Origin of the sequence: Brachybacterium epidermidis (assembly GCF_015209585.1) — a bacterium.
GTDB lineage: Bacteria > Actinomycetota > Actinomycetes > Actinomycetales > Dermabacteraceae > Brachybacterium > Brachybacterium epidermidis.
Window position 1 is genome coordinate 1 of the sequence record NZ_JADEYR010000023.1, and the last position, 26,219, is coordinate 26,219.

Genomic DNA, 26,219 nt, shown 5'->3' on the forward strand with positions numbered 1-26,219 from the left:
CAGTCCATGGACCACGCGGGGTACGGCAGGTCGTCCTGACCGGGAGCGGTGGGCGTGGGTGCCATCGAGGGATCAGTGCCCACCAGGGGGTCGAACTGCAGGGCGCTGGGATCGGCGGGGGGCCGGGGGGGCTCCCCCCCGCCCCCCGCCCCCCCCGCCACCGGGGGGCCCGCCGCCCCGCCCCCCCCCCCGGCGGGGAAGGCCCCCCCCGGACCCCCCGGGGGACCCGCCCCCACGGGGGGAACAGCCCGCCCAGCGGGCGGAGCCGATAGAACCCCCCATGGACGCCCACGAGGTGGAGCCGGTAGAACCGCCAGAAGACTCCACGGAGGCCGAGGGTGCCGTCGAGCCCGCCGAGCCCAGCAGCCCCTCCCCGCAGCCTGCGCCGTCGCCGGGAACCCCGGGACCGCAGACCGCGAACGCCGATGAGGCGACTGCTTCGGAGACCGGGCTGGAGAGCGACACCGACCAGTCACCCGCCCGGCCAGCAGGGTCATCGGACAGCGGACCCCTCACCCGGCTGATCCATGCCATCACCCAGGACGACTCCCGTCCCGCCGGGCGCATCCTCCAGGTGCTGATGGTGGCTCTCGGCGTCGGCTTCCTCACCGCGGCCGGATTCGTGGGTGCGACCTGGCGCGGCCGACACGCCACCGTGGATATCGAGGATTCCGACCTCGACGACCCGCGGAGATGATCCTCTCGCTCGCCCAGCGGTGATCCCTCCGCGCGCCTCAGCGCTCAGTGTGTCTGCGGGCTCAGTGCGTCCCATGCATCGGTCGTGCGCCGGCGGGCTCGCCTGCGGGGCAGGTCACCGCGTCCGATCCCGCCCTTCGCGCAGCAGGCGCCGCACATGGGCCATGATCGACGGGACCGCGCGCTGCATGCCCAGGACCGTCTCGTCGAAGGCCTCCTGCTCGTCGTACCACGGGTCCGGCACATCGAGGTCCTCGTCCCGGGCATCGATCGAGGTCTCCGGGTCGAACTGCCTCCACAGCAGCACCTCGGGGCTGGCCTGCCCCTCCGGGATCTGCTCCATCATGCGCCGCAGCGACTGCAGGTGCTGGGAGGTCATCACCAGCACCAGGTCCCAGGTCGTGAGCTCGGACAGGTGCACCGTGCGTGCGGTGTGCTCGAAGGGCTGCCGATAGCCGGCGCGCTCCAGGGCGAACATCGTGCGCTCATCCATCGGCAGGCCTTCGGCATCCCAGCTGGTCCCGGCCGACTCCACCTCCACCTGCTCGGACAGCCCCTCGGCGCGCACTGCCTCACGCAGCATCACCGCTGCCGCCGGGGAACGGCAGATGTTCCCTGTGCAGACGGTGAGGACGCGCAATGTCGACATTCGCCCATTGTGCCAGGCCGGGTGCGCGGGCGGTGTCTTGCGGTGGTCCGTGGGGAACCGCACCCGAACCGGACAGATGCATGGGATGCGCGTACCCCGCGTCATCCCGGGCCCGTACAATGCAGACGGAAGGCATGCGGGGTCTTCGCGACCCTGCGGGGGAAGCCCGCGCACACACCCGAAATCGACGGCCCAGGAGGTCAGCCATGGCCGACATCATCCGCGCCCACGACGACGACTGGTCGCTCGTGCGCGAGATCCGCCTACGCTCGCTCAGCACCGACCCCTCGGCCTTCGGCCAGAGCTGGGACAAGGAATCTACCTACGACGACTCAGTGTGGCGCCAGCGCGTCGACGAGGCCACCTGGTTCCTGGCCGTGGAGAGCGGTCAGCCCGTGGGCGTGGTCGCGGTGCGTCATGAGGAGGACTCCCCCGACGACGAGCGCGAACTCCAGGCCATGTGGGTGACCCCGGCCTCCCGCAAGACGGGTATCGCCCAGGCGCTGGGCGAGGCCGTGCTGGAGTGGGCCCGCGAGGACGGCGCGAGCACGGTCACCCTGTACGTCGGCCCCTCCAACACCGGCGCCCTGGCCGTGTACGAGAGCCTGGGCTTCAGCGATACCGGTGACCGTTGGCGGATCGTCGAGGACGATCCCGACGGCGCCTGGATCAAGATGGCTCGCGCGCTTTGACCACCACCGACCGCCCTCACTGGGCGGCCCGGATCGAGGACGTCAAGAACAGCATCGTCGGCGGTGTTCTGCGCAGCCTGGGCTGGGACCTCCGCCTGCAGCCGTTCCACGGCTACGGCATCCCCTCGCACGTGAGGATCCTGGCCAAGCTCCTGTACGCCACCAAGGGCACGCCCGCCGACTACTACGACCGACCGGTGCACGACATGCGCTCGATGGCCGTTCGGGGCTGGCGGAACTTCACCGCGCAGGTCGCGCCCAACCGCAAGGTGCACATCTCCATCGGCGGCAAGCAGTACACCCAGCGCGCGGACCGCACCGGGATCGTCGATGCGCGGCTGGACGTCGATCTCGAACCGGGTGAGCACGAGGCGGTGCTGTGGACCGTTCCGGGCAACGAGGTCACAGCCACCGTCACCGTCTACGCCCATGGCGAGCGCCTGGGCCTGGTCAGCGACATCGACGACACCGTGATGGTGACGTGGCTGCCGCGGCCGATGCTGGCCTTCTGGAACGCGTTCGTGGTCCACCAGTCCTCCCGCAAGGTGGTGCGCGGCATGCCGATGCTCTACCAGCGGATCATGCGCGAGCATCCGGACAGCCCGGTGGTGTATCTGTCCACCGGCGCATGGAACGTGTTCCCGGTCCTGAAGCGGTTCCTGTACAAGAACGGCTACCCGGACGGTCCGCTGCTGCTGACCGACTGGGGCCCCACCAACACCGGCATCTTCCGCTCCGGGCAGGAGCACAAGGAGCGCTCGCTCGAGCAGCTGGCGTCCTTCCTGCCACAGGTGAACTGGCTGCTGATCGGAGACGATGGCCAGCACGACCCCTCGATCTATGCGCGCTTCGCCGAGAAGCGCTCGGAGAACGTGCAGGCGATCGCGATTCGACAGCTCACGGAGTCGGAGCAGCTGCTCGCCCACGGCACCACGCGGCCGCTCGAGGAGCCGTCCGAGCAGGACACCACCCCCCCGATGGTGCAGGCACCGGACGGCCACGGGTTGCTGAAGAAGCTCCAGCAGATCGGTCTGCTCAAGGCCAGCGCCTCCCGGTGACAGGCACCCAGTTCGTTCCCGTCAGGATCCGGCAGGCCCGCGCCTGCGACATCCCGGTCCTGCTGGAGATCGTCCAGTCCGCCTACCGCGGTGAGGGCGGATGGACCACCGAGGCGCACCTGGTGCGCGGACACCGCACCGATGAAGCAGAAGTGCGCGGTCTGCTCGAGGATCCTCACGCCCTGTTCCTGGTGGCGCAGCGACAGCCGGCATCGGGCCTGGCAACGCTGGGGCCGACGCGAGAAGCGACGACGGGGCCGACCGGGGCGCCCGCTGCCGCCCTGTCGGTGCTGGGATGCTGCTACACCCGCCGGGACCCGGATGAGCCCCAGCGGGCGGAACTCGGACTGTTCGCCGTCAGCCCCTCCGCGCAGGGCGCCGGAGTGGGACGGGCACTGATCGAAGCGCACGTGGCACGCCGTGCACAGGACGGTGTGCGCCGCATCGAGCTGTGCGTCCTGCAGAACCGTCCCGAGCTGCGCGCGTGGTACGAGCGTCGCGGGTTCCAGACGATGGAGGGCACCCTCCCGTTCCCGGCCGATCCATCCCTGCTGGTGGAGCCCGGCCTGAGGATGGAGCGGATGGTGCGGACGTTGCTGCCGAGTTCGGCAGGCCGCTGACCTGCGACGTCCGTCCCTCTTGTGAAGTGCGTCCCAGGATAGGCTGGGCCCATGAGCATGGACGCTTACTCCCCCGCCGCCTATCGCTTCGCCAACACCCCGTACCGGCGTGTGGGCCGTTCCGGGCTGAAGCTGTCGCCCATCTCGCTGGGACTGTGGCAGAACTTCGGTGAGAACCGGGATCCGCTGACGCTGAGGACGATCGTGCGCCGTGCATTCGACCTGGGCATCACGCACTTCGACCTTGCCAACAACTACGGCCCTCCCCCTGGCAGCGCCGAGACCCACATCGGTCGGATCCTCGACCAGGACTTCAGCAATCATCGTGACGAACTGGTGATCTCCACCAAGGCCGGCTACGAGATGTGGGACGGTCCCTACGGTGACGGCGGTTCCCGCAAGTACCTGCTGAGCTCCCTGGACCAGTCCCTGGAGCGGCTGGACCTCGACTACGTGGACATCTTCTACCACCACCGCGAGGATCCGGAGACTCCGCTGGAGGAGACGATGGGAGCACTGGACCAAGCGGTGCGCTCCGGGAAGGCGCTGTATGTCGGCATCTCCAACTACTCACCGGAGAAGACCCGAGAAGCCGCGAGGATCCTCGCTGATATGGGCACTCCGCTGCTGATCCATCAGCCCTCGTACTCGATGTTCAACCGTCACATCGAGAACGGGCTGCTGAAGACGGCGGAGGAGCTCGGCATCGGCCTGGCGGCGTTCTCCCCCCTCCAGCAGGGACTTCTCACGAACCGCTACATGTCCGGTGTGCCGCAGTCCTCGCGGGCCGGGAGCTCCTCGCCATCGCTCAGCGAGAAGCAGGCTCGCGACCCGGAGTACCAGAAGCGCGTTCGCGGCCTGTCCGACATCGCCCACGAGCGCGGGCAGAGCCTCGCCCAGATGGCGCTGGCCTGGGCGCTGCGCCATCCACAGGTGTCCACTGCACTGGTGGGCACTTCGTCCGTGCACCAGCTCGAGCAGAACATCCAGACCCTTCACAAGCTCGACTTCACGGACGAGGAACTGCGCCGCATCGACGAGTTCGCGATCGACGGCACCGCCCGCTGACGCACCGCAGCAGGCCGGGCGCTCCGAGGCCCAGCCGTACACGCATCGGGCGGGTTGAAAGCCCAGGTCCGGGAGTCGGTCACACACGTTGAGAGTGGGGCGCATCTGAGAACCACACATGGTTCCCAGATGCGCCCCGCTTATCATCGCCGCAGATCAGCGAGCTTCCCATCGGTTGATCGGGCCGGATCCACATCGAGGTTCCTCCCCATGCATCACCAGTGCAGGGCCCCTAGGTTAGGGCCATGCCTCCCCGAACGCGCCCACCGCGGGGCGCCGTACTCGCTCGCGCTGAGCTTCGTGCGGCCGGTGTGCACCCGCGGCGCCTCGCCTCATCGGAGTTCACCGACGTGTTCAGCGGGCACGTCACGCCATCGAGTGATCCCGCCCCGCTGTTCGACATCGCAGATGTGCTCGTGCGGGCCAGGCTGCCCGGGGCTCTCCTCAGCCACACCACTGCAGCTGAACTGTGCGACCTGCCCCTTCCGGATCACGCCCGGTACGCCACGGGCGGGACGCTCCATGTGACGGTCCCGGCAGCCGACCGTCGCCGCGCCGGCCCCCAGGTCACCACCCATCGGCTCAGCAATCCGGGTCAGACCGCGCGCGAGCCGCTGCCCACCGTCGGCATGCCCGCTCTTCTGTGCGGTCTGGCGACGATGCTGAGCACGGAGGAGATGGTTCTCGTGCTGGATCACCTGATGGGTCCAGCGGCACAACACCGTCGCCGCTCGCGCGACGAGATCTGGCGATTCGCATCGATCGGTGCTCCCATGCCCGGGAAGGCGCGGCTGCGCCAAGCGCTGTGGCGGGCCCGACCGGATGTGCCGAGCGGCATCCATACACGTATCCGCCGGTTCTTCCATCTCGCTGGAGTCCCGCCACCTGTCGAGAACCTGTCCCTGGCGACGGACATCCCCGGGATCAGTGTGATGGTGGATTTCGCCTATCCCGAGTCGCGCATCGGGATCCTGTGGACCGATTCCTCGAACTCGCCACGCTTCCGTCGGGAAGCTCGACTCCGCGAAGCCGATCTCCTGCAGCTGGGATGGATCGTGCTCCATCTGTCCCTCGCAGATCTGGATGACCCGCAGGGGTTCGTCGCGGTGTTCCGGGCTGCATCGAGAACTCGCCGGGCGGCGGCCTGACCCCGCCGGCCGTCCGAACCCACCGGTGGTCTGAGCCGATCGGAAGCATGCCCAGGCTCCGGGCACCTTTTATGACATACCGGGTGCTTCTGCTTGGAGTAGGACGCATCTCAGAACCACGAGATGGTTCTGAGATGCGTCCCGCATCGAGTGCCGCGAGCCCGGTCCCGCAGCAGGCACAACGGATCGGACGCGCCGGGGCCCGGCAGCATCAGCCGGGGGCCCGGCAGCATCAGCCGGGGGCCCGGCTGCATCAGCCGGTGTTCTTCAGGCCCGCCGCCACACCGTTGATCGTGGTGAGCAGGGCTCGCTGGAGATCCGGTTCCAGCTGCTCCCCGCGCTCGGTGGCCGCTCGGGCCCGCTGCAGCAGCGCGACCTGCATGTACGAGATCGGATCGAGATAACGATCGCGCACGGCAAGGGTGCGCTTGAGCACCGGCTGGTTGTCCAGCAGGCCCAGCACGCCGGTGAGCCGCTCGATCTCCTCGACCGCCAGGTCGTACTCCGCACGGATGGTCTCGAACAGCGGCCACAGCCGCTCCGGCACCAGGGAGTGCACGTAGTGCGCGGCGATCTGCATGTCCGTCTTGGCCAGGGTCATCTCGACGTTGCTGATGACGGTGCGGAAGAAGTGCCAGTGGCGCAGCATGTCGTGCAGGTCCGGCTCCAGCCCGGCCTCCCGCGCGGCCTTCAGCCCGGAGCCGGCGCCGAACCAGCCCGGCACGATCTGCCGCGACTGCGTCCAGCCGAACACCCACGGGATCGCCCGCAGGCCGTCCAGGCCCTTCTCCGAGGTCGTCCGCTTCGAGGGCCGCGAGCCGATGTTCAGGTCGCCCAGCAGCTCCACGGGGGTGGAGGTCACGAAGTACTCCGGCAGGTCCGGATCGTCCACCAGCTTCCGGTACGCCGCGAACGCCGCATCGGAGACCGTCTCCATCGCCTCGCCGAAGCGCACCAGCTGCTCCGGTGTGGTGCGCGGCTGCGTGTGCAGGGCGGATCCCTCCAGCACGGCCGCGAGGGACAGGTCGAGGTTCTCCCGCGCCAGCGTGGGGAGCATGTACTTGTCGGAGATGACCTCGCCCTGCTCGGTGAACTTGATCTCCCCCTCCAGTACCCCGTAGGGCTGGGCCAGGATCGCGTCGTACGTCGGCCCGCCACCGCGGCCCACGGAGCCGCCGCGCCCGTGGAACAGACGCAGGGTCACCCCGTGCCGCGCAGCGGCGTCGCGCAGACGACGCTGCGCCTGGTGGATCTCCCACTGGCTGGTCATCACGCCGGCTTCCTTGTTGCCGTCGGAGTAGCCCAGCATCACCTCCTGGCGATCCCCGCGCAGGCGCACCACCTCGCGGTAGGAGGGGTCGCTCAGCAGCTCGTCCAGGATCTCCCCGGCGTGACGCAGCTCCTCGACCGTCTCCAGCAGCGGTACGAAGCCGATGTCGGAGCGGTTCTTCTCGTCGCCGCCGGCGATGTTCACGAGCCCGGCCTCGCGAGCCAGCAGCACCGCAGCGAGGACGTCATCGGCCCCGCGGGTCATCGAGACGATGTAGGTCTCGATGACATGGGGCCCGTAGGTGCGGTGCGCGTCGCGGATCTCCCGGAACACGTTGAACGTGGTGCGGGTGGAGTCGTCCAGGATCGTCTCGTCCTCGGTGATGGCCGAGCCCACCAGCGGACGCCGGCTGGCCAGCTCCGCGGACAGCACCGCGGTGCGCTGGGTGCGGTCGAGATCGGAGTACGGGGTCTCCAGCTCCCCCACCTGGTCGAACAGCCGCACCAGCACCTCGTGGTGCTTCTCGGCGTGCTCACGCACGTCCAGCGTGGCCAGGTTCAGGCCCGAACCGGCCAGCACCAGCTGCGCGATCGCCAGTCCCCCGTCCGCCATGCGGGTGGCGCCGTGGCGGCGCAGCGCCTCGCGCACCACCGTGAAGTCGTCCTGCAGCTCGGCACCGTCGCGGTAGTCGCGCCCCGGCACATGCGGCTCACCGCTGTGGATCCGCCTGCGGGTGGCACGCAGCTTCGAGCGCATCGCCCCCAGCTTCAACCGGTACGGCTCCTCCAGGTACAGCTCCTGCTGCACCTCGTCGATGTCGGTGACGTGCTCGAGATCGGCCCGCAGGCTGGCGGTCAGCTCCTCGTCCTCGCCGGTGAGGGCGCTGGAGACGGACAGCTCGACGATCAGCTCGTTGATGGCCTCGATGGCGATGTCGATCGCGGTGTCGGCCTGCAGCTGCAGCACCTCCCGGGTGACCTCGGCGGTGACGTACGGGTTGCCGTCGCGGTCACCCCCGATCCAGGAGCCGAACCGCAGCGGCACCTCGCGGTCGTGCAGCTCCGCTCCGTACGTGCGCAGCTCGTCTCGGAGGTCGTCCAGCATCGCCGGCATGGTCTGGGAGTAGATCTGCCGCAGGTAGTACAGGGCGTTGCGGGCCTCGTCCTGGGGAGTGGGGCGCTGGCGGCGCAGCTCGTCGGTCTGCCACAGCGACTCGATCAGCTCCGCCAGTGCGGTGTCCTGACGGCGCCGCTCGACACTGCCCTCCTCGGTGTCCGTCTCCAACAGGTCCGAGATCCTGCGCAGCTTGGTCAGCACTGCACGTCGGGACGCCTCGGTGGGGTGCGCGGTGAACACCAGGCGCACGTCGAGCGAGTCCACCGCCTTCTGCAGGCCCTCGGCGCCCAGCTCCTCGTGTACCGCGCGCACGGTGCGCGGAATCCAGGAGTCGGCGGTGGGGCGCTCGGCGAGAGCGCGCACGCGGTACACCTGCTCGGCCGCATTGGCCAGCAGGAAGTACTGGGTGAAGGCCCGCGTCAGGGCCGTGGCCTGCTCGATCGGCAGCCGGGCCAGGCGCTCTTGCACCTCGCGCGCCTCGACCGTGCTGTGGGAGGCCTTCGCCTCCTTGGTGAGCTGACGCACCTGTTCCACCAGATCCAGCAGCTCCTGGCCGTTCTGATCAGCGAGAGTGCGGCCCAGCGGGGTGGAGAGTCTGCGAACGGTCGCTCTCAGCGGTGCATCGATGTGCGGATCGTCCCCGACGACAGGGAACTCGCTGGTCAGGGTCGGAACGCGGATGGCGTCGGCATCGGGCACGGGGCCTCCTGGGTAAGACGGCGACACGGAGCGGTCACCGACGTCGAGGGCGACCGCCGCGGCGCGGATGAACGGGGCCAGACTACCGCGCACAGCACCCGGGCCATCGCGGGCGACCGCAGAGCGGCACCCGGCGGGCACGCCCCGGGAACGACGAGGGCCCCGGCATGGATCGCCGGGGCCCTGGCAATGGGCGGAGACGAGAGGATTTGAACCTCCGAGGCGGTTTATCACCACCTACTCCCTTAGCAGGGGAGCGCATTCGGCCGCTCTGCCACGTCTCCTGGTGCCGTCGGGCGGCACGCCGATACAGCATACGGGAGGGCCGGGGCACCACCAAAGCGACAGTGGCTGATCAGCCGCGCATCACACCCATCACACCGTGGGGTGACCGCGGAATGCGGCAGCACGCAGCAGTCCCTGCCGCAGCTGCCGACGCAGGAGCCTCAGAGCGCGAGCGTGGTGCGCAGCAGGTCGATGTGCTTCGGGGTGCCCACGCGGTACTTCACCAGGGTGAGCTCGCCCTCGGCGTCGATGGCGAAGGTGGAGCGGATGGTCCCCTCCACGATCCGCCCGTACATGTTCTTCTCCCCCCACGCCCCATAGGCGGCCATGGTCTGGTGCGACTCGTCCGAGGCCAGGGTGTACGGCAGATCCTGTTCGGCGACGAACCTGTCCAGGGCCTCCACCGGGTCCGGGGAGATCCCCACGACCCGATACCCCGCGTCGAGGAACATCTGATGGTTGTCCCGCAGGTCACACGCCTGCCGGGTGCACAGCGAGGTGTTCGCTGCCGGGTAGAACCAGATCACGGCCGGTGCTCCGCGCAGCTCCTCCAGGGTCACTCGGCCACCTCCGGCGGTGGGCAGGTCGAAGGCGGGGGCGGCGTCGCCGATGGCGAGCTTCACGGGGGCGGTGCTCACGGGGCAGGACTCCTGATGGTCGGGTGGCACGAATGCGCGGGATCGCGCGGCGGTCCCAGTATGGCCGGGTCGGGATTCCGGCAGGGCCTGATCGACCGACCGCCCCCACCGGCCGCTCACGCCGGATAGGTTCGATGCCACGGAACCGTCGAGGAGGACCCGATGACCGAGCGACTCTCCACCGCCGCCCTGGGCTCACTGCCCCCGGAGGTGGCGCGCCCCACATACGACAGGACGGGGATCAAGGTAGGCATCGCACACATCGGCGTGGGCGGTTTCCACCGCTCCCACCAGGCGATGTACCTGGACCGACTGCTCGAGCAGGGAGCCGCCCGGGACTGGGGGATCTGCGGCATCGGCCTGCTGGACTCGGACGCGCACATGCGGGACGCACTGACGGCACAGGACGGCCTGTACACGCTGGTCCTCAAGCATCCGGACGGCACCCGCGAGCGGCGGGTGATCGGCAGCCTCGTCGAGTACCTCCATGCCCCCACGGACCTGGAGGCGGTGCTGGAGAGGCTGGCCGATCCCGCGATCCGCATCCTGACGCTCACGGTCACCGAGGGCGGGTACAACGTCTCCCGCACGCACGGCTCCTTCGACCTCACCGCACCCGGCGTCGCCGCGGACCTCGCCCCTGGAGCCGCACCTCGGACCGTGTTCGGCGTAGTCACAGCCGCGCTGGCGCGCAGGCGTGAGCGCGGGGTGCCGCCCTTCACCGTCCTCAGCTGCGACAACCTCCAGGGCAACGGGGAGGTGGCTCGCACGGCCTTCACCACTTTCGCCTCGGCACTGGACGAGGAACTGGGCTCATGGATGCGCGAGTCGGTGCGCTTCCCCTCCAGCATGGTGGACCGGATCACGCCGGTGACGGCGGAGGCCGACATCGTCGAGAACGACGACGCCCTGGGGGTGCACGACGCCTGGCCCGTGATCGCCGAGCCCTTCGAGCAATGGGTGATCGAGGACGACTTCCCCACCGGCAGGCCACCGTGGGAGCAGGTGGGCGCTCAACTGGTGGACGACGTCGAGCCGTACGAGCACATGAAGCTGCGCCTGCTGAACTCCACCCACCAGGCGATCGCCTACCTCGGGTACCTGGCGGGCCATCGCTACGCGCACGAGACCATGGGCGATCCACGGATCGTGTCCCTGCTGAGGCGCTACTGGACGGAGGAGGCTCGACCGACGCTGCCTCCGGTCCCCGGGGTGGACCTGCAGGAGTACACCGACACCCTCGAGAAGCGCTACGGCAACGAGCACGTGCGCGACACCTTGGCCCGGCTGTGCGCGGACTCATCCAACCGGATCCCGCCCTGGCTGGTGCCGGTGGTGCGGGACCGACTGGCTCAGGACGGGCCGGTGCACTGCTGCGCGGCGGTGATCGCCGCCTGGGCCCGCTACGCCGAGGGCGTGGACGAGCAGGGCGAGCCAATCACGGTGGTGGACGCACTGCAGGACCGCGTGATGGCGGCCGCACGCGCCCAGCTGCCGGTGGAGCAGGGCGGCACCGGTGATGACCTGGCGTTCCTGCGGGACCGGTCGCTGTTCGGGGACCTGGTGGACGATGACCGCTTCACCACTCCCTATCGGCAGGCCCTCTCGCTGCTGCACGCCAGGGGAGCCACCGCCGTGCTGGACCTGCTGGTCCCGGTGCCTGGTCGACCTCCCACCGCCGGAACGGACGCCGGCCAGACGCCCGACCCCGGCCCCCTGGATCGACCGGCGTCGGACGCGACAGGCACGTCGGACGCGACAGGCACGTCGGACGCGACAGGCACCCAGGCTCGACAGACGGCACCGCCCTGGCCAAGGACGTGTGGATGCTCGGCATCGGCGCCTCCCTGCTGATGCAGGCCGCCGGAAAGGGCAAGAAGTCCTCCACGTGATCAGTGCGGGGCCGCCCTGCCTGCTAGCGAGGGGCGGCCCTGCCGATCAGTCGCTGCACCCCCATCACCAGGGTCATCGGCGTCCATGCCCCGAGTGCAGGAGTCAATCTGCCGAGCGGTCCGTTGCACCGTCGGCAGCGCCGTCCATCGTGGCGAGGATCCCCAGGTCGGTGCGGGCCCACCAGTGCCCCGTCTCCCGCTTCTCCTGGGCCGTGGTGTACCTGTAGTCGTACAGCTTGACCCGCAGCCGCGCCGGCGGCGCACCATCGAAAGGATCGATGCGCAGCAGGCGGCGCACCGCGGGGTCACCCTCGGCGAGCTTCTCCAGCAGTGCGACGAACCACCCCTCGGCGCCGGGCCGCAGGGCCAGGAACCACATCATCCAGTCCAGCCGCAGGTGGTACGGGGCGAACTGTCGGGGCCGCCGGGCCGGGTCCCCGGGCTTGCCCTTGAACTCGTAGGCCCGCCAGTCCCCCTCCTGCGGCGACCTGCTCATGGTCCCCTCGATCACCACCTCGAGGCGGCGCTTGGTCATGGATCCGAAGGCGCCGTAGGCGTTGACCAGGTGCCATCGGTTGAAACTGGCGTTCATCAGCTGATGGCGGGAGAACAGGTTCCGCAGCGGCTTCCAGCTCAGCACCAGCAGCCAGGTGAACACCGCACCGGTGAGCAGCAGCCACCACAGCGGGGAGTGCGCGCCTGCTCCTGGGCCGATGACCGGATCAGTGCCCTGACCGGCTCCCCCGTCGGCCCCCGGGGTGCCGCTCAGCGGAAGGCCCCACCCCGGCCAGGGGCCTCCCACGACCCATCGCAGGAAGGAATCACTGATCGCGCTGAACGCGACGATGATGGTGAGCCAGTTCAGCCAGGCGTAGTTGCCCGTGAGCACCAGCGCGAGCTGAGTGAGGATGATCAGGCATGCGGCGATCGAGGCGATCGGCTGGGGCGCGAGGATCAGCCACACCACTCCCAGCTGCACGGCGTGGCTGCCCAGCACCTCGCAGCGGTGCCACCAGCGCCGCTTCAGGTGCGCCCACCGGCTCAGCGGGCCGGGCATCGGCTGGGTCTGATGGTGGTGGTCCATGGCGGTGAGGTCCCGCCACGCGGTGTCGCCGCGCATCTTGATCATGCCCGCCCCGAACTCCAGGCGCAGCAGCAGCCACATCAAAAACAGCAGGATCAGCGTGGGCGGGGGCACCGCGTGCGAGCCCAGGAAGCCCACCACGAAGCCGACCTCCAACAGCATCGACTCCCAGCCGAAGCCGTAGAACCTCTGGCCGATGCTGTGGATCGAGAGGTACAGGCCCCACATCGCCAGGAACACCGGGATCGTGGTCCAGGCCGGCCCCTGCTGCGGCAGCCCGACCACCACGGAGGCACCCAGCAGCATGCCCACGGTGCACATCGCCCGCAGCCGACGGTCGCTGTACGGGGTGCGATGCCAGTGGAACAGGCTGGGGCTGCGCCGTGACGACGGACGCGCCAGGTGCTCGGGCGCCGGCAGCAGGCCCCGCTCCCCCAGCAGTGCGGGGAACTGGTGGTACGTGGACAGGAACGCGATCACGTAGATCACCGCCACCCCGCGCTGGATCACCTCGCGGGCGATGGTGCGGTCGTGGGCGTCCAGGAGCGCCAGCCAGGTGCTGAGGTCCACTGTTGCTCACCTCCTCGGTCCCCAGCATTGTGACGCCTCGGCGCAGCGCAGTACATCTCCGGGATCGGGTCGGCTATCGTCCACCTGGACACCCCGCCGCCCGGGCGGAGAACCGAAAGGCACCCACCATGGCAGAACGCACCGTCACCATCGCCAGCCGATCGGGCCTGCACGCCCGGCCGGCCAGCATCTTCGCCAAGGCTGCAGCGGAGCAGCCGGCCATCGTCACCATCGAGAAGGTGGGCGGGAGCGCCGTGAAGGCCTCCAGCATCCTGATGCTGATGACGCTGGGAGCCGGCCACGGCGACGAGGTCGTGCTCCGCGCGGAGGGTGAGGGCGCCGAGGAGTCGGTCGATGCACTGGGCGACCTGCTGGAGAAGGATCTCGACGAGCAGGAGTGACCCCGCTCCGTCCGGGAGCGTGACCTCTCAGATGCCGAGGTCGCCGAGGATCGGCAGACCCGCACGAACGGCATCGCGGCACTCCGCGGCGGTGCGCGCCGCAAGGGCCCTCGCCGCCAGTTCCTTCGCCTGCTCCATAGTGACGCTGGCCAGCACGGCAGCGACCAGGGGCAGCGAGCGCGGCGCCATCGACAGACTGCTCACCCCGAGCCCCCCCAGCACCACCGCCAGCGCCGGGTCCCCGGCGGCCTCACCGCACACCCCCACCGGCTTGTCTGCGACCGCGCTGTCGACCGTCGGGCCCTCCCCGACCCGGCGCGCGCCCTCGCAGGTGGACCGCACCAGTGCCAGCACCGCGGGCTGCCACGGGGTGTTCAGATGCGCCAGGGCGCCCAGCTGGCGATCGGCCGCCATCGTGTACTGCGTGAGGTCGTTGGTGCCGATCGAGGCGAAGTCACAGGCGGCCAGGTGGCGATCGGCTGTGATCGCCGCCGAGGGGGTCTCCACCATGATCCCCGCCGGGCCCAGCCCCCGCGCACGGCACAGGGCCACGAAGTCCTCGGTGTCCTCGACGGTGGAAATCATCGGTGCCATCACCCATACCTCCGCCTGCGCCGCCGCTGCGGCCACCGCGATCGCATCGAGCTGGTCCGTCAGCACGGAAGGTCTCTCCCATGAGGTGCGATAGGCGCGCACGCCCAGGGCTGGATTCGGCTCCGGGCCCGCGACAAGGAACGGCAGCGGCTTGTCCGCACCGGCGTCGAGGGTGCGCACCACCACCTTCCTGCCCGGGAAGCGTGAGAACACCGCGCCGGAGGCCTCGGCCTGCTCCTGGACCCCCGGGGCCGACTCACGGTCGAGGAACAGGAACTCGGTGCGGAACAGGCCGACGCCGTCGGCGTGCGCGGCCTCGGCCACTAGGGCGTCCTGCGCACCGCCGATGTTGGCCAGCAGCTGCACGGCGGTCCCGTCGGCCAGCGACGCGCCCCCGCCGCCGTGGACCAGGGGGTGGTTCTGCAGCCCCGCCCAGGCGGCAGCGCGGCGGCGGTGATCCTCGATGACCTCATCGGTGATGGTGCCCGCCCCGGCATCGACGAACACCTCGGTGCCGTCGGGGAAGGCATGGATGCCGCGGGCGGCCACCACGGCCGGCAGGCCCAAGTGGCGGGCCAGGATCGCGGTGTGCGACTGAGGCCCGCCGTCGGAGGTGACCAGTGCCAGCACCCGGTCCGGGTCGAGGGTGGCGGTGTCCGCCGGGGCGAGGTCCACCGCGGTGAGGATGAACGGCTCCTCGACCTCGGGGATGCCCGGGGGCTGCTCCCCGCGAAGCTCGGCGACGATCCGGCCGCGCACGTCGCGCACGTCGGCTGCGCGCTGGGCCATGTCGCCGCCCAGCTCCTCGAGCATGCGGGCCACCTGGTCGCCCGCCTCCCATACCGCGCGAGCCGCGCTGAGCCGGCCGGTGATCACCAGCTCCTGCGCGGCCTGGATCAGGGACGGATCCACCGCCATCTGAGCGGTCACCTCCAGGAGAGTGCGGGCCTCACCCGTGGCCCTCTCCGCCCGGCGGGCGAGGGCCCGGGCTGCGGATGCCGCCGCCGCAGGGATGCGCTCGGACTCGGTGACCGCGTCGCTGCTGCGGGGAATCCGCTCCCAGGCCGAGGGCTCGGCGACCGGTGGCGCCATGGCCCGGATGGTGCCGACCACGCGTCCAGGGCTGACTGCGACTCCTGTCACCTGGGGCATCTGCGGCCTCTCCTCCGTCTGCTGCGGCCCGCCGGTGGACGGCACGGTCCGGCCTGGCGAGGTGCACGGCTCATGGTACGGCGGTGACGGCTGGCCGGGCGGAGCGGCCGCTCATGGCAGAAGCGGGGACAGCGTCGCACCGGCCCACACCGTGCAGGCCCCGATGATCAGCATGAACGTCAGGCTCCACAGCATGGCGGGGATCCCGGTCACCTGGGCCAGGTGGGCGGGGTCCTCGGTGCGCCTGCGGGAGGAGAGCACCGCGCCCAGGTGCCGCCAGGCGCCCAACAGCAGGAACGCACCGGCGGCGAGGGTGAGCGCGGTGACCAGCCCGGGACTGCCCCGCCACCACAGGGCTCCTGTCGCCGCCGCTGCAGCGAGCACCGCGAGCACGGTGTGCACCGAACGGGTGAACAGCAGCGAGACCACCAGCACGACCAGCACCGCGAAGAGGGCAGCACCGGCCCAGCCTCGCAGCGCCAGCTGCACCAGGCCCGCGCCCAGGATCGCCGGCGCCGGATACCCCGCCCACAGGGTGAGCACCCGGCCGATACCCCGACGGGGACCGACGGTGACGGCATGGCCGGACATGTCAGAGCTGACCACGAAGCCGGTGAAGCGCCTGCCCACGAGGATGCCCACGAACGCGTGGCCGAGCTCGTGGACGATGGTGACAGCGGGGCGCGTCAGGCGCCACAGCGGCGGGGCCGTCACCACCACAGCCGCCACGAGCAGCGACACCGGCAGCCACCAGCCCGCCTCGGCGGGGGCACCGGGGGCGACGCGCTCCCCGACGGCGCGGGCGAGGGCCTGGAGATCCACGACCCCATCGTGCCAGGGACGGCTGTCCACATGCGGAACGCCCGCCCGGTCCAGCAGCTGCTGGTCCGGACGGGCGTTCTCGATGCGAACCGGGCCGCACGGCGCGACCCGGCCCCGGGGGCCGTGTGACCGGCCGTGAGGATCAGAGGGGGCGGATGTTCACTGCCTGCAGGCCCTTGGGGCCGCGCTCGGTCTCGAACTCAACGCGCTGGTTGTCCTGCAGGTCGCGGCGGCCGGTGCCGACGATGGCGCTGAAGTGCGCGAACACATCGGCGGAGCCGTCCTCGGGGGCGATGAAGCCGTAGCCCTTGTCGGAGTTGAACCAGGTGACGATGCCAGTAGCCATGGCGATATTCCTTCGTTGTCGTGAACCACGTGCGTGGTCCGGGTGTCCGCAGCGGCGGCGCCACTGCGGAGCATGTGCACCCCGAACGGACCGTCGACCAGGGCGGTCGACGGCCTTGCTGCTGGGGTCTGCTGCGGCCTCGTGGGCCGACAGGGCCGATTCCGGCGACGGGACGTCGCCGATCCGGCCGATGTGGGGCCCGTGGGCCGTGGGGGCGACGTCGACCTGCGCGCGCCCAGGGGCGGCGGGGACGTCCGTGTGCTGAAGTGGTGCGGAGGAGGAGATGAAGAACCAGTTCTCGTAGAGGTAGAGGTGGGGCGCGACCGTCGTCGGTCCGCCCCGAACGGGGCTTCCAGCGCCGTGTCGTCGCCTGCCCGGGCGCACCCGCCGTCTCGACCCCTGCGGGCGTGGCGTGTGCCGCTCCCGCCGGATCGACGGATGGTGCGGACGACCCAGTCGACACTACGGCATGGCCGCAGTTTCCCCGGGAGCGGTGTGACCCAACGCATCCTCAACCTGCTGAGGGGTGCCCGCGGCCAGCTCGATGCGGTGGCCGCGGCCGTGGAGGGCAACGGCTCGACGGCGGAAGCAGCCCATCCGCCAGGTGGGCCCGACGTCCCCCGGACATGACAGGTGAGGGCCAGGTGAGGTTCCCGCGGGAACGCTTCTGCCCCCGCAGTGACGTTCCCGCGGAAACGTCGCTGCTCCCGCGCGGGGTGCTCAGTCCTCCCAGGTCACATCTGCGGCCTGCTTGTCTGGCCGCCAACCCCGCCACACGGGGTGGCGCAGGCGGCCGTCCTCGGTGCGCTCCCCGTACTGGACCTCCCCCACCAGGTCGGCGCGCACCCAGGTGGCATCGCGCCTGTCGCTCGCGGGCACGTCGTCCACGGGAGGGGTCTTGCGCACGCGGGAGGAGAGCATCCCGGCGGCCTTCTCCAGGTCCCGGTCGCTGAACCCGGTGCCCACCCGGCCAGCGTAGCTCAGGTCGCCGTCCCCATCGGGCACCGCCACCAGCAGGGAGCCGATGGTGTCGGTGCGCGAGCCCTTCCCGTGGCGCCAGCCGATGACCACCACCTCCTGGTGGCGGGCGTTCTTGATCTTGATCCAGGTGCGTGAGCGCTTCCCGGCCTGGTAGATGCCGGTCTCCTTCTTCGCCATCACCCCTTCCAGCTTCAGCTGCTGGGACAGTTCGATCGCGTGGTCCACGTCCCCGTGGTCGGCGTGCGGCAGGTGCACGTGGTCGGTCGCAGTGACCGTCTCGAACAGGGCGTCGCGGCGCTCGCGGTACGGGGTGCGCAGCAGGGAGTCACCTCCGCGCTGGAGCAGGTCGAAGGCCATCAGGTGCGCCTCGACCTTCTCCCTGGCTGCGCTGACGTCGGCCTCGGCGGTCAGTCCCAGGCGCTGCTGGAGGCGGCCGAAGGAGGGGCGGTCGCTGGAGTCCAGGGCCACGATCTCCCCGTCGAGGACGGTCTGCCCGGCCTGGCGCATCTCGGGGTCGATCGCCTCGACCAGTTCGAGCAGCTCGGGGAAGGTGGCGGTGAGATCCTTGCCGTTCCTACTGGTCAGGCGCACCTGGTCTCCGAGGACCGTGGCGATCACCCTCACGCCGTCCCATTTCATCTCGAAGGCCCATTCGTCCTCACTGCGGATGTCGCTGCGACTTCCTGCAGTGGCGAGCATGGGGGCGATGGGATCGTCCATCTCCATGCCGGCCGCTTCGGTGCGCTGGGCAGAGGGCGGGGCGTCGGCGGCCGGGGCGTCGCCCTCTGCCTCGTCGGAGGTCGTGCCGTCGGCGCCATCTGCAGGGGGTGGGGCGTCGGCCTGGGGCTGGTCCTTCATCAGGTGCAGCAGCCAGTTGTCCTGCTCCTTCTCCTTCGCGGCGGCGCTCTTCCCCTTCTTCTTGCCCATGCCGCCGGTGCGGATGAACGCGTAGCGGCGCGGCACTCCACCCAGGCCTCCGTCGGGCCGGCCGTGGCACACGGCGATGACCTCCTTGCCCTCGCGCCACTTCTCGATCTCGATGGTGCCGGCATCCCAGATGGTCACCTCGCCCCCGCCGTACTCGCCCTTGGGGATCGTGCCCTCGAAGGTGCCGTACTCCAGGGGGTGGTCCTCGGTCTGCACGGCGAGGCGGTTCACGTCGGTATGCAGCGGCGGGCCCTTGGGCACCGCCCAGGAGACCAGCACCCCGTGGTTCTCCAGCCGGAAGTCCCAGTGCAGGCGCGAGGCGTGGTGCTCCTGGATCACGAACATCGGTGCATCGGAGTCCAGGGCGTCCCGCGCAGCGGCGGAGGCCGCGGAGTCCTCGGCCTGCTCGGAGCCGGGCGGGGCCGGCACGGGCTCGGGCGTCTTCTCGGGGTCGCGCTTGGAGCGGTACACCTCGAGCCGGTCGCGGGCCTCGGCGGTCGAGGGGCTGCTGTCAGCAGAGGGACCGTCGGCGCCGGGCGAGGCGCCGTCGTCACCGCCGTCGGAGGCGCCGCCTCCGCTGCCGGCGGCCCCGTTCCCCGTCCGCCCGAGAGGTGCGATCGGGTCCTGGCCGCCCTCCACGCGCTCGAGCACCTCGGCGAGGTCCAGGTGGGTGAGGCCCTCGTCCTCGATCTCCTCCCAGGTCCGGGGGGCGGCCACGGTGGGGTGGGCGCGCCCTCGCAGCGAGTACGGGGCGACGGTGGTCTTGGAGCCGTTGTTCTGAGACCAGTCCACCAGCACCTTGCCGGACCTGAGGCTCTTCTTCATGTCGCTGACCACCTCGTCGGGGTGGTCAGCCTCCAGGGCCCGGGCCAGCTCATGCGCCACCCCGGAAACCTCCTCGGCGGTGCTGGCACCGTCCAGCGGGGCGTACAGGTGGATGCCCTTGGAGCCGGAGGTGACCGGGTAGGTGGAAAGGCCCATGTCCCCGAGGATCTCACGGCACCACAGCGCCACCTCGGCGCAGTCGGCGAGCGCCACCCCCTCCCCCGGGTCGAGGTCCAGCACCAGGCGATCGGGGTTCTCCGGCTCTCCGTCGGCGTCGAACCGCCATTGCGGGGTGTGGATCTCCAGCGAGGCCAGCTGTGCGAGCCACACCAGCACCGCCGGCTCCTCGATGAGCGGGTAGGCGGTGGTGCCGGAGCGGTGCTCGATGTCGGCCCGGGGCACCCAGTCCGGAGCGGAGTCCTCGAGGTCCTTGCGGAAGAACACCTGGCCGGGATCCTCCTCGGTGCCCACGCCGTTGACCCACCGCTTGCGGGTGGCCGGGCGCCTGCTCACCTGGGGGATCATCACGCCTGCGATGCGGTGGTAGTAGTCGATGACTTCGCCCTTGGTGGTGCCGGTCGCCGGGTACATCACCTTGTCCAGGTTGGAGACCTTCAAGGTGCGTCCGCCGACCTCGACCCGCTGCTCACCTGTCGCCATGACCCCACTGTGCCCCACGGGGGCCTGGCCGTCACGGGATCGGCCGGGGTTCGTCCACTCGGTCCGGCACTGGCCGCGGGCGACGGTTCGTGGTGTGATCAGGCATGCGCGCAATCTGGAGTGGTGAGATCGCCTTCGGGCTCGTGAACGTTCCGGTGAAGCTGTACTCGGCGACGAGGTCGCACGACGTCTCCTTCCATCAGGTCCACGACGAGGACAACGGTCGCATCCGCTACCAGCGGCACTGCGAGGTGTGCGGCCGGGAGGTGGAGTACGAGGACATCGCCAAGGCCTACGACGACGGCGACAAGACCGTGATCCTCACCGACGAGGAGCTGGACGCCCTGCCGGCGGAGGACAACGACCAGATCGACGTGGTGCAGTTCGTGCCGAACGACCAGGTGGATCCGATCCTGCTGGGCACCAGCTACTTCCTGGAGCCGGTGGGCCGCTCCCCCAAGTCCTACGTGCTGCTGCGTCGCACCCTCGAGGCCACCGAGCGCACCGCGATCGTGCACTTCACGCTGCGCTCGAAGACCCGCCTGGGGGTGCTGCGGCGCCATGAGGACCTGCTGGTGCTGCAGACCCTGCGCTGGCCCAGTGACCTCAAGCAGGTGGACTTCGCACCCTCGGGCCGCACCAAGGTCACCGACAAGGAGCTGACGATGTCCGCCGCGCTGGTGGAGCAGTTCAGCGGGGACCTGGAGCCGGACCAGTACAGCGACGAGTACCAGGAGCAGCTGCGCACCCTGATCGACGAGAAACTCGAGCAGGGCGACTCGGTGGACACCGAGGAGACCTTCGGCAAGGAGCGCGCCGAGCAGGACAAGAAGAAGTCCGAGGGATCCGAGGGAGAGGGCAGCGGCAAGGTGCTGAGCCTCATGGACGCGCTCGAGCGCAGCCTCAGCAAGCGTCGTGGGGCGGGCGGTTCGAACGCCGATGAGGGCACGGGCGCAGCCGAGGACGATGGCTCGGATGCTGCGGGCGACGAGGATGAGTCCGCAGGCAGCGCGAAGAGCACGAGCGGGAGCGGCGGGAAGAAGAGCAGCGGCTCCTCGGGTTCGGGGAAGGGAGGGGCGAAGAAGGGCGGCTCCAAGGGCGGGAAGAAGTCCAGCTCATCGAAGTCACGCTCCTCGACGTCCGGCTCCGGCGGCACGAAGAAGTCCAGCTCGTCCAAGTCCAGCTCGTCGAAGTCCAGCTCCTCGGAGTCGAGCGCATCGTCCTCCAGCAAGTCCGGCGGGGCGAAGAAGAGCGGCGGGAAGTCGGGCGGGGGGAAGAAGAGCGCCTCCTCGTCGAGCCGGACGAAGAAGGCCTCCTGACCCACCCGATCCGTCGGCGGCCCCTGGCGACTGTGACCTCTCCACCACCGTTGGTCAAACTCCACCGGGGCGCAGGCAAGCATTCGGCCAGGATCGTGCACTCCAGGCCACAGGTCATTGCGGGCGGACGCTTCTAGGATCCAGAGTAGAAGCAGTCGTCGGCCCGGACGCTCGACCGCACTCATCGCTCGGCCGCGTCCCACACGTCGCACCCCAGCCCCAGCCCCAGCCCCATTCCGAAGGACTCCATGACCGCCCCCGAGGACCCCACCCCGTCGGGCGCCACCGAGCAGCGACCCGACCGTCCCTGGGTCGTGCCCGCCGCGATCGTCGCGGTGGCCGCGCTGCTCATCGCGGGCGTGCTGCTGCGACCGGGAGGCGAGGAGGCCGACACCGCCGGGCAGGAGCCCCAGCAGCAGGCCAGCTCCCAGGCCGAGCCCGCCCAGGGACACGGAGCGATCGAGCATCCGTCGGAGGTCGCCGCCCCCGACCTCAGCGGCCAGGAATCCCGCGATCCGGACGACCTGCTGGCCGAGGGGCCGGTCGACGCGCCCGTGGTGATGGTGGTGTTCACCGACTTCCAGTGCCAGTACTGTGCACGCTGGTCCGAGGAGACCCTCCCGGTGATGCGCGCGTACGTCCAGCGCGGTGAGCTGCGCATCGAGTGGCGGGACGTGAACATCTACGGCGAGAACTCCGAGCGCGCCGCACGCGCCTCTCTCGCCGCGGCGATGCAGGGCGAGCACGAGGAGTACCACGATGCGCTGTTCGAGGGCGGCCAGATCCGATCCGAGCGCGAGCTGAGCGAGGAGGCACTGGTTGATCTCGCCGGTGAGCTGGGCCTGGACACGGAGCAGTTCGAGGCCGACATGAACTCCGAGGCGGTCGCCTCCACGGTGGCAGAGAACGCTCAGCAGGGCATCGACCTGGGCGCCTTCTCCACCCCGTCGTTCATCGTGGGCGGCACGCCGATGGTGGGCGCCCAGCCCACGGCGGTGTTCACCGACGCCGTCGACGAGGCCCTGGACCGGGCCGGCGCCTGAGGCAGATCGGGATGGAGATCGGTGTCCTGACGGCGTTCCTGGGTGGTGCGCTGTCCCTGCTGAGCCCCTGTGGTGCCCTGCTGCTGCCGGGGTTCTTCGCCTCCTCCCTCACCTCCCGCGTGCAGCTGATCCCGCACGGCCTGGTGTTCTACGCGGGCCTGCTGGTGACGCTGGTGCCGCTGGGGATCGGAATCGGGGCCCTCGGCATGCTACTGACCCAGCATCGCGGGGTGCTGGTGGCCGTCACCTCCCTGCTGCTGATCGCCCTGGGGGCCGCCCATGCGCTGGGGGTGGGCTTCGATCTGTCGCGCCTGCTGCCGGGCTTCGACCGCGTCCAGCAGCGCGCCTCGCGCGGCACCGGCTTCGTGCGCACCTTCCTGCTGGGTGCGGTGGGCGGTGTGGCCGGTTTCTGCGCGGGGCCGATCCTGGGGGCGGTGATCACCCTGGCGCTGGGGCAGGCCGACGTGATGCGCTCCGGGCTGCTGCTGGCGGTGTACGGGGCGGGCATGGTGGTGCCGCTGATGCTGCTGGCCGCGATCTGGGACGGCCTGAGAGGTCGCGGTCGTGCCCTGCTGCGGGGCCGCACCTTCACCGTGGCGGGTCGTGAGCTGCACTCCACCAGCGTCGTCACGGGCCTGGTGATCATGGCGCTCGGTGTGTTGTTCTGGGTCACGAACGGCCTGGTCACGTTGCCGTCCCTGGTCCCCACCGGCACCCTGGCCCGCTGGCAGGAGGCCGGATCCGCACTCTCGGACCCCAGCGTGCAGATCGCGGTGATCATCGGTGCCGCGGCGATCGCGCTGCTGCTGTGGTGGGTGGGCAGGCGGCGCCGGATCCGCTCTGGGACCCACCGCCCCGTCGCAGTCCCCGCCGAGGCCGCCGACAGGCCGCCGCCCCTCCGCCCCTCGACGCCCCGAGAGGAATCATGAGACGACGCACCTTCGCTCTCGCCGTCCCCGCCGGTCTGGTGGGACTGGCGGCCTGCACCTCCGATGAGTCCGAGTCCGGGACGGGTGCCGACCCGTCTGCTGCCGATCCGGCGGGGGCCGATCCGGCGGGGGCCGGCCCGGGGGGCGGTGACGCGCCTGCCACTCCGGAGCCACCGGCCATTCCCATCGATCCCACCCCCACGGTGGAGGGGGCGCAGGCGGAGACCGTGGTCGGTGCGGACCTGCGGCTGCCGTTGGAGATGACCGTCATGGTCGTGGTGAAGCCGGGATGGACCGCGCCCGCGCTGCAGCTGGACGGCATGTTCCTGGGATACGGGGAGCAGGAGGATGTGCTGCGCTACGTCGCCATGGATCAGGACGGCACCATCGCATGGACTGCACGCCGCCCTCTGAGCTGCACCGGCTTCGCCCTGTCCCGTGCGGACGAGGGCCGTGCAGTGGCGGTGCTGGCCGATGTCATCGCCGACGGTGGCGGGAGCGCGGCGGGCGAGGGCGGGGATGACGCCGAGGGCCGGGTCGCCATCACCTCGGTCACCGCCTACGACCTGGCCACGGCGGAGCAGCTGTGGGGGCCTGTGGAGGTCCCCGGCCCGCAGATCGCACCGGGCCTGGTGTTCGCCTCGCCGGGGGATCAGCTGATGGGCACCGGCGGTGAGCGCGTGGCGCTGTCGGCGAGCACCGGCGAGGTGGCTTTGTCGGAGGCGGATCTGGAGGGCGGTCGCATCATCGCCGAGCACCTGGGCACGATCCTGCACACCGAGGCCGAGCAGCTGGTGGCGGTCTCGAGCGCCGACGGGTCACGCCTGTGGAAGCTCGAGCTTCCCGCGGGGACGGATCCGCTCGCTGTTCACGTGGTCGGGGAGATCAGCCCGGACACGTCCCTCGCGGTGATCCGGGGGCTCGGCAGCGGCGACGGCGCCGGGACCGTCAGCGGGCTGCTGGTGGACCTGGCCGACGGGTCCGTGGTGGCCGAGGGAGCCTCCGCCGCCACCCACGACCTTGCCACCGGCACCACGGTGGTGGTCTCCGGGAACGTGGTGACGGGACTGGACGCCTCAGGCGCCGAGGTGTGGCGGCACGTGGACACCGAACCGCTGCAGCTGGTCAGCGCCGGCGAGCGCCTGGCGTACGCGGCGCGGCCCCAGGAGGGCACGCTCGTGGTGCTGGACACCCTGCAGGGGGTGATGGTCCAGCCGTACGATGCGGACGTCTCGGGCACGCTCGGGATGCCGGAGCTGTTCAATGCCGAGGCTGCAGCGGCCGTGCGCTTCGATCGGGAGCGCTGCCTGGTGACCACCACGCTGGACGAGAGCTTCGGCATGCGGGAGTGAAGCTCACCTCTGCGGCCCGGTATGCTCGATCGGTGCCTGATGGCACCGGGAGGGTTGACAGAGCGGCCGAATGTGGTGGTCTTGAAAACCACTGTGCGGTAACCCCGTACCGCGGGTTCAAATCCCGCACCCTCCGCCCTCGTCCTGAGTCGCGACATGGTTGACAGACCTGTCGCGACTCAGGCTTCTCCGGCGCAGGCTCACCGTCGGCGCAGTGCCTTGTCGGCCTCCACCACGGCGAAGACGAGCACGCCCGCGCGGATCGGCACTCCCACCACCAGGGTGTTCACGGCCGGGGCGCGGGAGATCTCCAGCGGCACGTCCATCGACTGCCCCAGCAGGAACACCCCGATGGTGACCGCGCCCAGCAGCAGTGACACGTACACGATGCGCACCACGCCGGCGCGCGTGAGGATCGACTCCTTCGGATCCCGCGGGGGGCGGCGCATGATGTCCGGCTCCCCCGGCTCGAAGGCGAGCGCGAGGGCCAGAGTGACGGCGGTGATGGTGTTGACCCACAGCACCTGCACGGGGGTCAGCGGCAGCGTCATCCCCGGCCGCGGCCGAAGCCGGAGGCCACGGTGGTGCCGGAGAACGCCATGGAGGTGCGGTCGCCCAGGCCGGCCTCCACGGACCCGGCGCATAAGCTGGAGCGACCTGCAATCGAGGGAGAGGACAGCCATGCGCGCCGTGATCATCGAGTCCAAGGGCAGTGAGCCCCGCCTGGTGGAGGATGCCGAGGAGTCCCTGCTCGCAACCGGGCAGGACGCCGACAGCGACGCCGCAGGCGCCACCGTCGAGCTGGACGTGCTGGCCTCCAGCTACAACTACAAGGACGGCATGGCCATCGCCGGCAAGGGCATCGCCCGCACCTTCCCGCTGATCCCCGGCATCGACCTGGTGGGCCGGGTGACCGGCTCTGGGGCCGGCGGCTGGGATGCCGGTGACCTGGTGGTCCTCAACGGCGACGGCATCGGGGAGTCCCGCCACGGCGGCTTCGCCACCCGTGCCCGGGTGCGGCCGGACGCCCTGGTGCGCCTGCCCGCGGGCATCTCCCCCGAGCGGGCCGCCGCGATCGGTACGGCCGGGTTCACGGCGATGCTGGCGGTGCTGCGCCTGGAGGACGCGGGCCTCGCCCCCGACGACGGGGACGTGCTGGTGACCGGCGCCTCCGGTGGTGCCGGGTCGATCGCGATCGCACTGCTGGCCGGCCGCGGGGACCGGGTGGGGGCCCCCACCGGCCGGGGGAAGGAGCGGAGCCACTCCCGCGTCTCCTCGGGGTCAGGGTCCTGCGCGTGGCTGGGCAGGTTGATTCCGATCGGGCGGGGCGTGATGTGCGAGCTCACACTGTCCTTCTCTCTCAGAAGTGCGGATCAGGTCACG

General features: G+C 70.5%; 23 protein-coding genes and 2 tRNA genes. 14 read left to right on the forward strand and 11 right to left on the reverse strand.

Annotated features, from left to right (window positions below):
- Positions 1 to 280 precede the first annotated feature (280 nt).
- Positions 281 to 697 (forward strand): hypothetical protein, encoded by a 417-nt coding sequence (locus IOE58_RS13610; protein ID WP_193866914.1) that lies wholly within the window; start codon positions 281 to 283, stop codon positions 695 to 697.
- 114 nt (positions 698 to 811) lie between these two features.
- Here the strand turns inward: IOE58_RS13610 and IOE58_RS13615 are convergent, their stop codons facing one another.
- Positions 812 to 1,345 carry a low molecular weight protein-tyrosine-phosphatase gene (locus tag IOE58_RS13615; RefSeq protein ID WP_193866894.1) on the reverse strand — a complete coding sequence of 178 codons (534 nt, stop codon included), beginning with the start codon at positions 1,343 to 1,345 and terminating at the stop codon, positions 812 to 814.
- Positions 1,346 to 1,551: 206 nt separating this feature from the next.
- Here IOE58_RS13615 and IOE58_RS13620 point away from each other — a divergent pair, with 206 nt between their 5' ends.
- From IOE58_RS13620 to IOE58_RS13635, 4 genes are read left to right on the forward strand one after another with little or no spacing between them, the layout of a single operon-like run.
- Positions 1,552 to 2,037 (forward strand): GNAT family N-acetyltransferase, encoded by a 486-nt coding sequence (locus tag IOE58_RS13620; protein WP_193866895.1) that lies wholly within the window; start codon positions 1,552 to 1,554, stop codon positions 2,035 to 2,037.
- The gene (locus IOE58_RS13625) at positions 2,034 to 3,095 is read left to right on the forward strand and encodes an App1 family protein phosphatidate phosphatase (protein ID WP_193866896.1); all 1,062 of its coding nucleotides are present in this window, start codon (positions 2,034 to 2,036) and stop codon (positions 3,093 to 3,095) included. Before IOE58_RS13620 ends, IOE58_RS13625 begins: the two co-directional genes overlap by 4 nt.
- A complete protein-coding gene (locus tag IOE58_RS13630) occupies positions 3,092 to 3,715 on the forward strand; it encodes a GNAT family N-acetyltransferase (protein WP_193866897.1) in 624 nt (207 codons plus the stop codon). Before IOE58_RS13625 ends, IOE58_RS13630 begins: the two co-directional genes overlap by 4 nt.
- Before the next feature lie 51 nt (positions 3,716 to 3,766).
- Positions 3,767 to 4,783, forward strand: a complete 1,017-nt coding sequence (locus IOE58_RS13635) for an aldo/keto reductase (RefSeq protein WP_193866898.1) — start codon at positions 3,767 to 3,769, stop codon at positions 4,781 to 4,783.
- A gap of 332 nt (positions 4,784 to 5,115) precedes the next feature.
- Here the strand turns inward: IOE58_RS13635 and IOE58_RS13640 are convergent, their stop codons facing one another.
- Entirely contained in the window at positions 5,116 to 5,481 is a 366-nt protein-coding gene (locus tag IOE58_RS13640) for a hypothetical protein (protein ID WP_193866899.1), read from the reverse strand.
- Between IOE58_RS13640 and IOE58_RS13645 the strand changes: the two genes are divergently transcribed.
- Positions 5,470 to 5,931, forward strand: a complete 462-nt coding sequence (locus IOE58_RS13645) for a hypothetical protein (RefSeq protein ID WP_193866900.1) — start codon at positions 5,470 to 5,472, stop codon at positions 5,929 to 5,931. The genes IOE58_RS13640 and IOE58_RS13645 overlap by 12 nt on opposite strands.
- 253 nt (positions 5,932 to 6,184) lie before the next feature.
- Here the strand turns inward: IOE58_RS13645 and ppc are convergent, their stop codons facing one another.
- The 3 genes from ppc to IOE58_RS13660 all read right to left on the reverse strand — a co-directional run bounded on the left by ppc (position 6,185) and on the right by IOE58_RS13660 (position 9,939).
- On the reverse strand, positions 6,185 to 9,016 hold the full coding sequence (ppc, locus tag IOE58_RS13650) for a phosphoenolpyruvate carboxylase (RefSeq protein ID WP_193866901.1): 2,832 nt from the start codon (positions 9,014 to 9,016) through the stop codon (positions 6,185 to 6,187).
- Between the two features lie 194 nt (positions 9,017 to 9,210).
- Positions 9,211 to 9,300 (reverse strand) — tRNA-Ser (locus IOE58_RS13655).
- A 162-nt stretch (positions 9,301 to 9,462) separates the two neighbouring features.
- Positions 9,463 to 9,939, reverse strand: a complete 477-nt coding sequence (locus IOE58_RS13660) for a redoxin domain-containing protein (protein ID WP_193866902.1) — start codon at positions 9,937 to 9,939, stop codon at positions 9,463 to 9,465.
- Positions 9,940 to 10,101: 162 nt separating this feature from the next.
- Between IOE58_RS13660 and IOE58_RS13665 the strand changes: the two genes are divergently transcribed.
- The gene (locus IOE58_RS13665) at positions 10,102 to 11,793 is read left to right on the forward strand and encodes a mannitol dehydrogenase family protein (protein ID WP_193866903.1); all 1,692 of its coding nucleotides are present in this window, start codon (positions 10,102 to 10,104) and stop codon (positions 11,791 to 11,793) included.
- Positions 11,794 to 11,934: 141 nt separating this feature from the next.
- Here IOE58_RS13665 and IOE58_RS13670 read toward each other — a convergent pair whose 3' ends face one another.
- Positions 11,935 to 13,485, reverse strand: a complete 1,551-nt coding sequence (locus tag IOE58_RS13670; protein WP_193866904.1) for a lipase maturation factor family protein — start codon at positions 13,483 to 13,485, stop codon at positions 11,935 to 11,937.
- A 128-nt stretch (positions 13,486 to 13,613) separates the two neighbouring features.
- On the opposite strand from IOE58_RS13670, the gene IOE58_RS13675 reads away from it, so the two are divergent.
- The gene (locus IOE58_RS13675; RefSeq protein WP_193866905.1) at positions 13,614 to 13,886 is read left to right on the forward strand and encodes an HPr family phosphocarrier protein; all 273 of its coding nucleotides are present in this window, start codon (positions 13,614 to 13,616) and stop codon (positions 13,884 to 13,886) included.
- Between the two features lie 27 nt (positions 13,887 to 13,913).
- Here IOE58_RS13675 and IOE58_RS13680 read toward each other — a convergent pair whose 3' ends face one another.
- The 4 genes from IOE58_RS13680 to IOE58_RS13695 form a co-directional block, all read right to left on the reverse strand.
- Positions 13,914 to 15,632 carry a phosphoenolpyruvate--protein phosphotransferase gene (locus IOE58_RS13680; RefSeq protein ID WP_193866906.1) on the reverse strand — a complete coding sequence of 573 codons (1,719 nt, stop codon included), beginning with the start codon at positions 15,630 to 15,632 and terminating at the stop codon, positions 13,914 to 13,916.
- A gap of 111 nt (positions 15,633 to 15,743) precedes the next feature.
- Complete coding sequence (locus tag IOE58_RS13685) at positions 15,744 to 16,454, reverse strand: M50 family metallopeptidase (RefSeq protein ID WP_193866907.1); 711 nt, start codon at positions 16,452 to 16,454, stop codon at positions 15,744 to 15,746.
- Between the two features lie 142 nt (positions 16,455 to 16,596).
- Positions 16,597 to 16,800, reverse strand: a complete 204-nt coding sequence (locus IOE58_RS13690; protein ID WP_193866908.1) for a cold-shock protein — start codon at positions 16,798 to 16,800, stop codon at positions 16,597 to 16,599.
- Between the two features lie 720 nt (positions 16,801 to 17,520).
- A complete protein-coding gene (locus IOE58_RS13695; RefSeq protein WP_193866909.1) occupies positions 17,521 to 20,193 on the reverse strand; it encodes an ATP-dependent DNA ligase in 2,673 nt (890 codons plus the stop codon).
- Positions 20,194 to 20,297: 104 nt separating this feature from the next.
- Between IOE58_RS13695 and IOE58_RS13700 the strand changes: the two genes are divergently transcribed.
- From IOE58_RS13700 to IOE58_RS13720, 5 genes are all read left to right on the forward strand, one after another.
- Positions 20,298 to 21,512 carry a non-homologous end joining protein Ku gene (locus IOE58_RS13700; RefSeq protein ID WP_193866910.1) on the forward strand — a complete coding sequence of 405 codons (1,215 nt, stop codon included), beginning with the start codon at positions 20,298 to 20,300 and terminating at the stop codon, positions 21,510 to 21,512.
- A 248-nt stretch (positions 21,513 to 21,760) separates the two neighbouring features.
- Entirely contained in the window at positions 21,761 to 22,555 is a 795-nt protein-coding gene (locus IOE58_RS13705) for a DsbA family protein (RefSeq protein WP_193866911.1), read from the forward strand.
- An 11-nt stretch (positions 22,556 to 22,566) separates the two neighbouring features.
- On the forward strand, positions 22,567 to 23,484 hold the full coding sequence (locus IOE58_RS13710) for a cytochrome c biogenesis CcdA family protein (RefSeq protein ID WP_193866912.1): 918 nt from the start codon (positions 22,567 to 22,569) through the stop codon (positions 23,482 to 23,484).
- Positions 23,481 to 24,836 carry an outer membrane protein assembly factor BamB family protein gene (locus IOE58_RS13715; RefSeq protein WP_193866913.1) on the forward strand — a complete coding sequence of 452 codons (1,356 nt, stop codon included), beginning with the start codon at positions 23,481 to 23,483 and terminating at the stop codon, positions 24,834 to 24,836. Before IOE58_RS13710 ends, IOE58_RS13715 begins: the two co-directional genes overlap by 4 nt.
- A 48-nt stretch (positions 24,837 to 24,884) precedes the next feature.
- Positions 24,885 to 24,972 (forward strand) — tRNA-Ser (locus tag IOE58_RS13720).
- A 64-nt stretch (positions 24,973 to 25,036) separates the two neighbouring features.
- On the opposite strand, the gene IOE58_RS13725 is transcribed toward IOE58_RS13720, so the two are convergent.
- On the reverse strand, positions 25,037 to 25,387 hold the full coding sequence (locus IOE58_RS13725) for a cation transporting ATPase C-terminal domain-containing protein (RefSeq protein WP_228020222.1): 351 nt from the start codon (positions 25,385 to 25,387) through the stop codon (positions 25,037 to 25,039).
- A gap of 130 nt (positions 25,388 to 25,517) precedes the next feature.
- Here IOE58_RS13725 and IOE58_RS13730 point away from each other — a divergent pair.
- A partial coding sequence (locus IOE58_RS13730) for an alcohol dehydrogenase catalytic domain-containing protein (protein ID WP_431831713.1) occupies positions 25,518 to 26,219 on the forward strand: 702 nt, incomplete at its 3' end.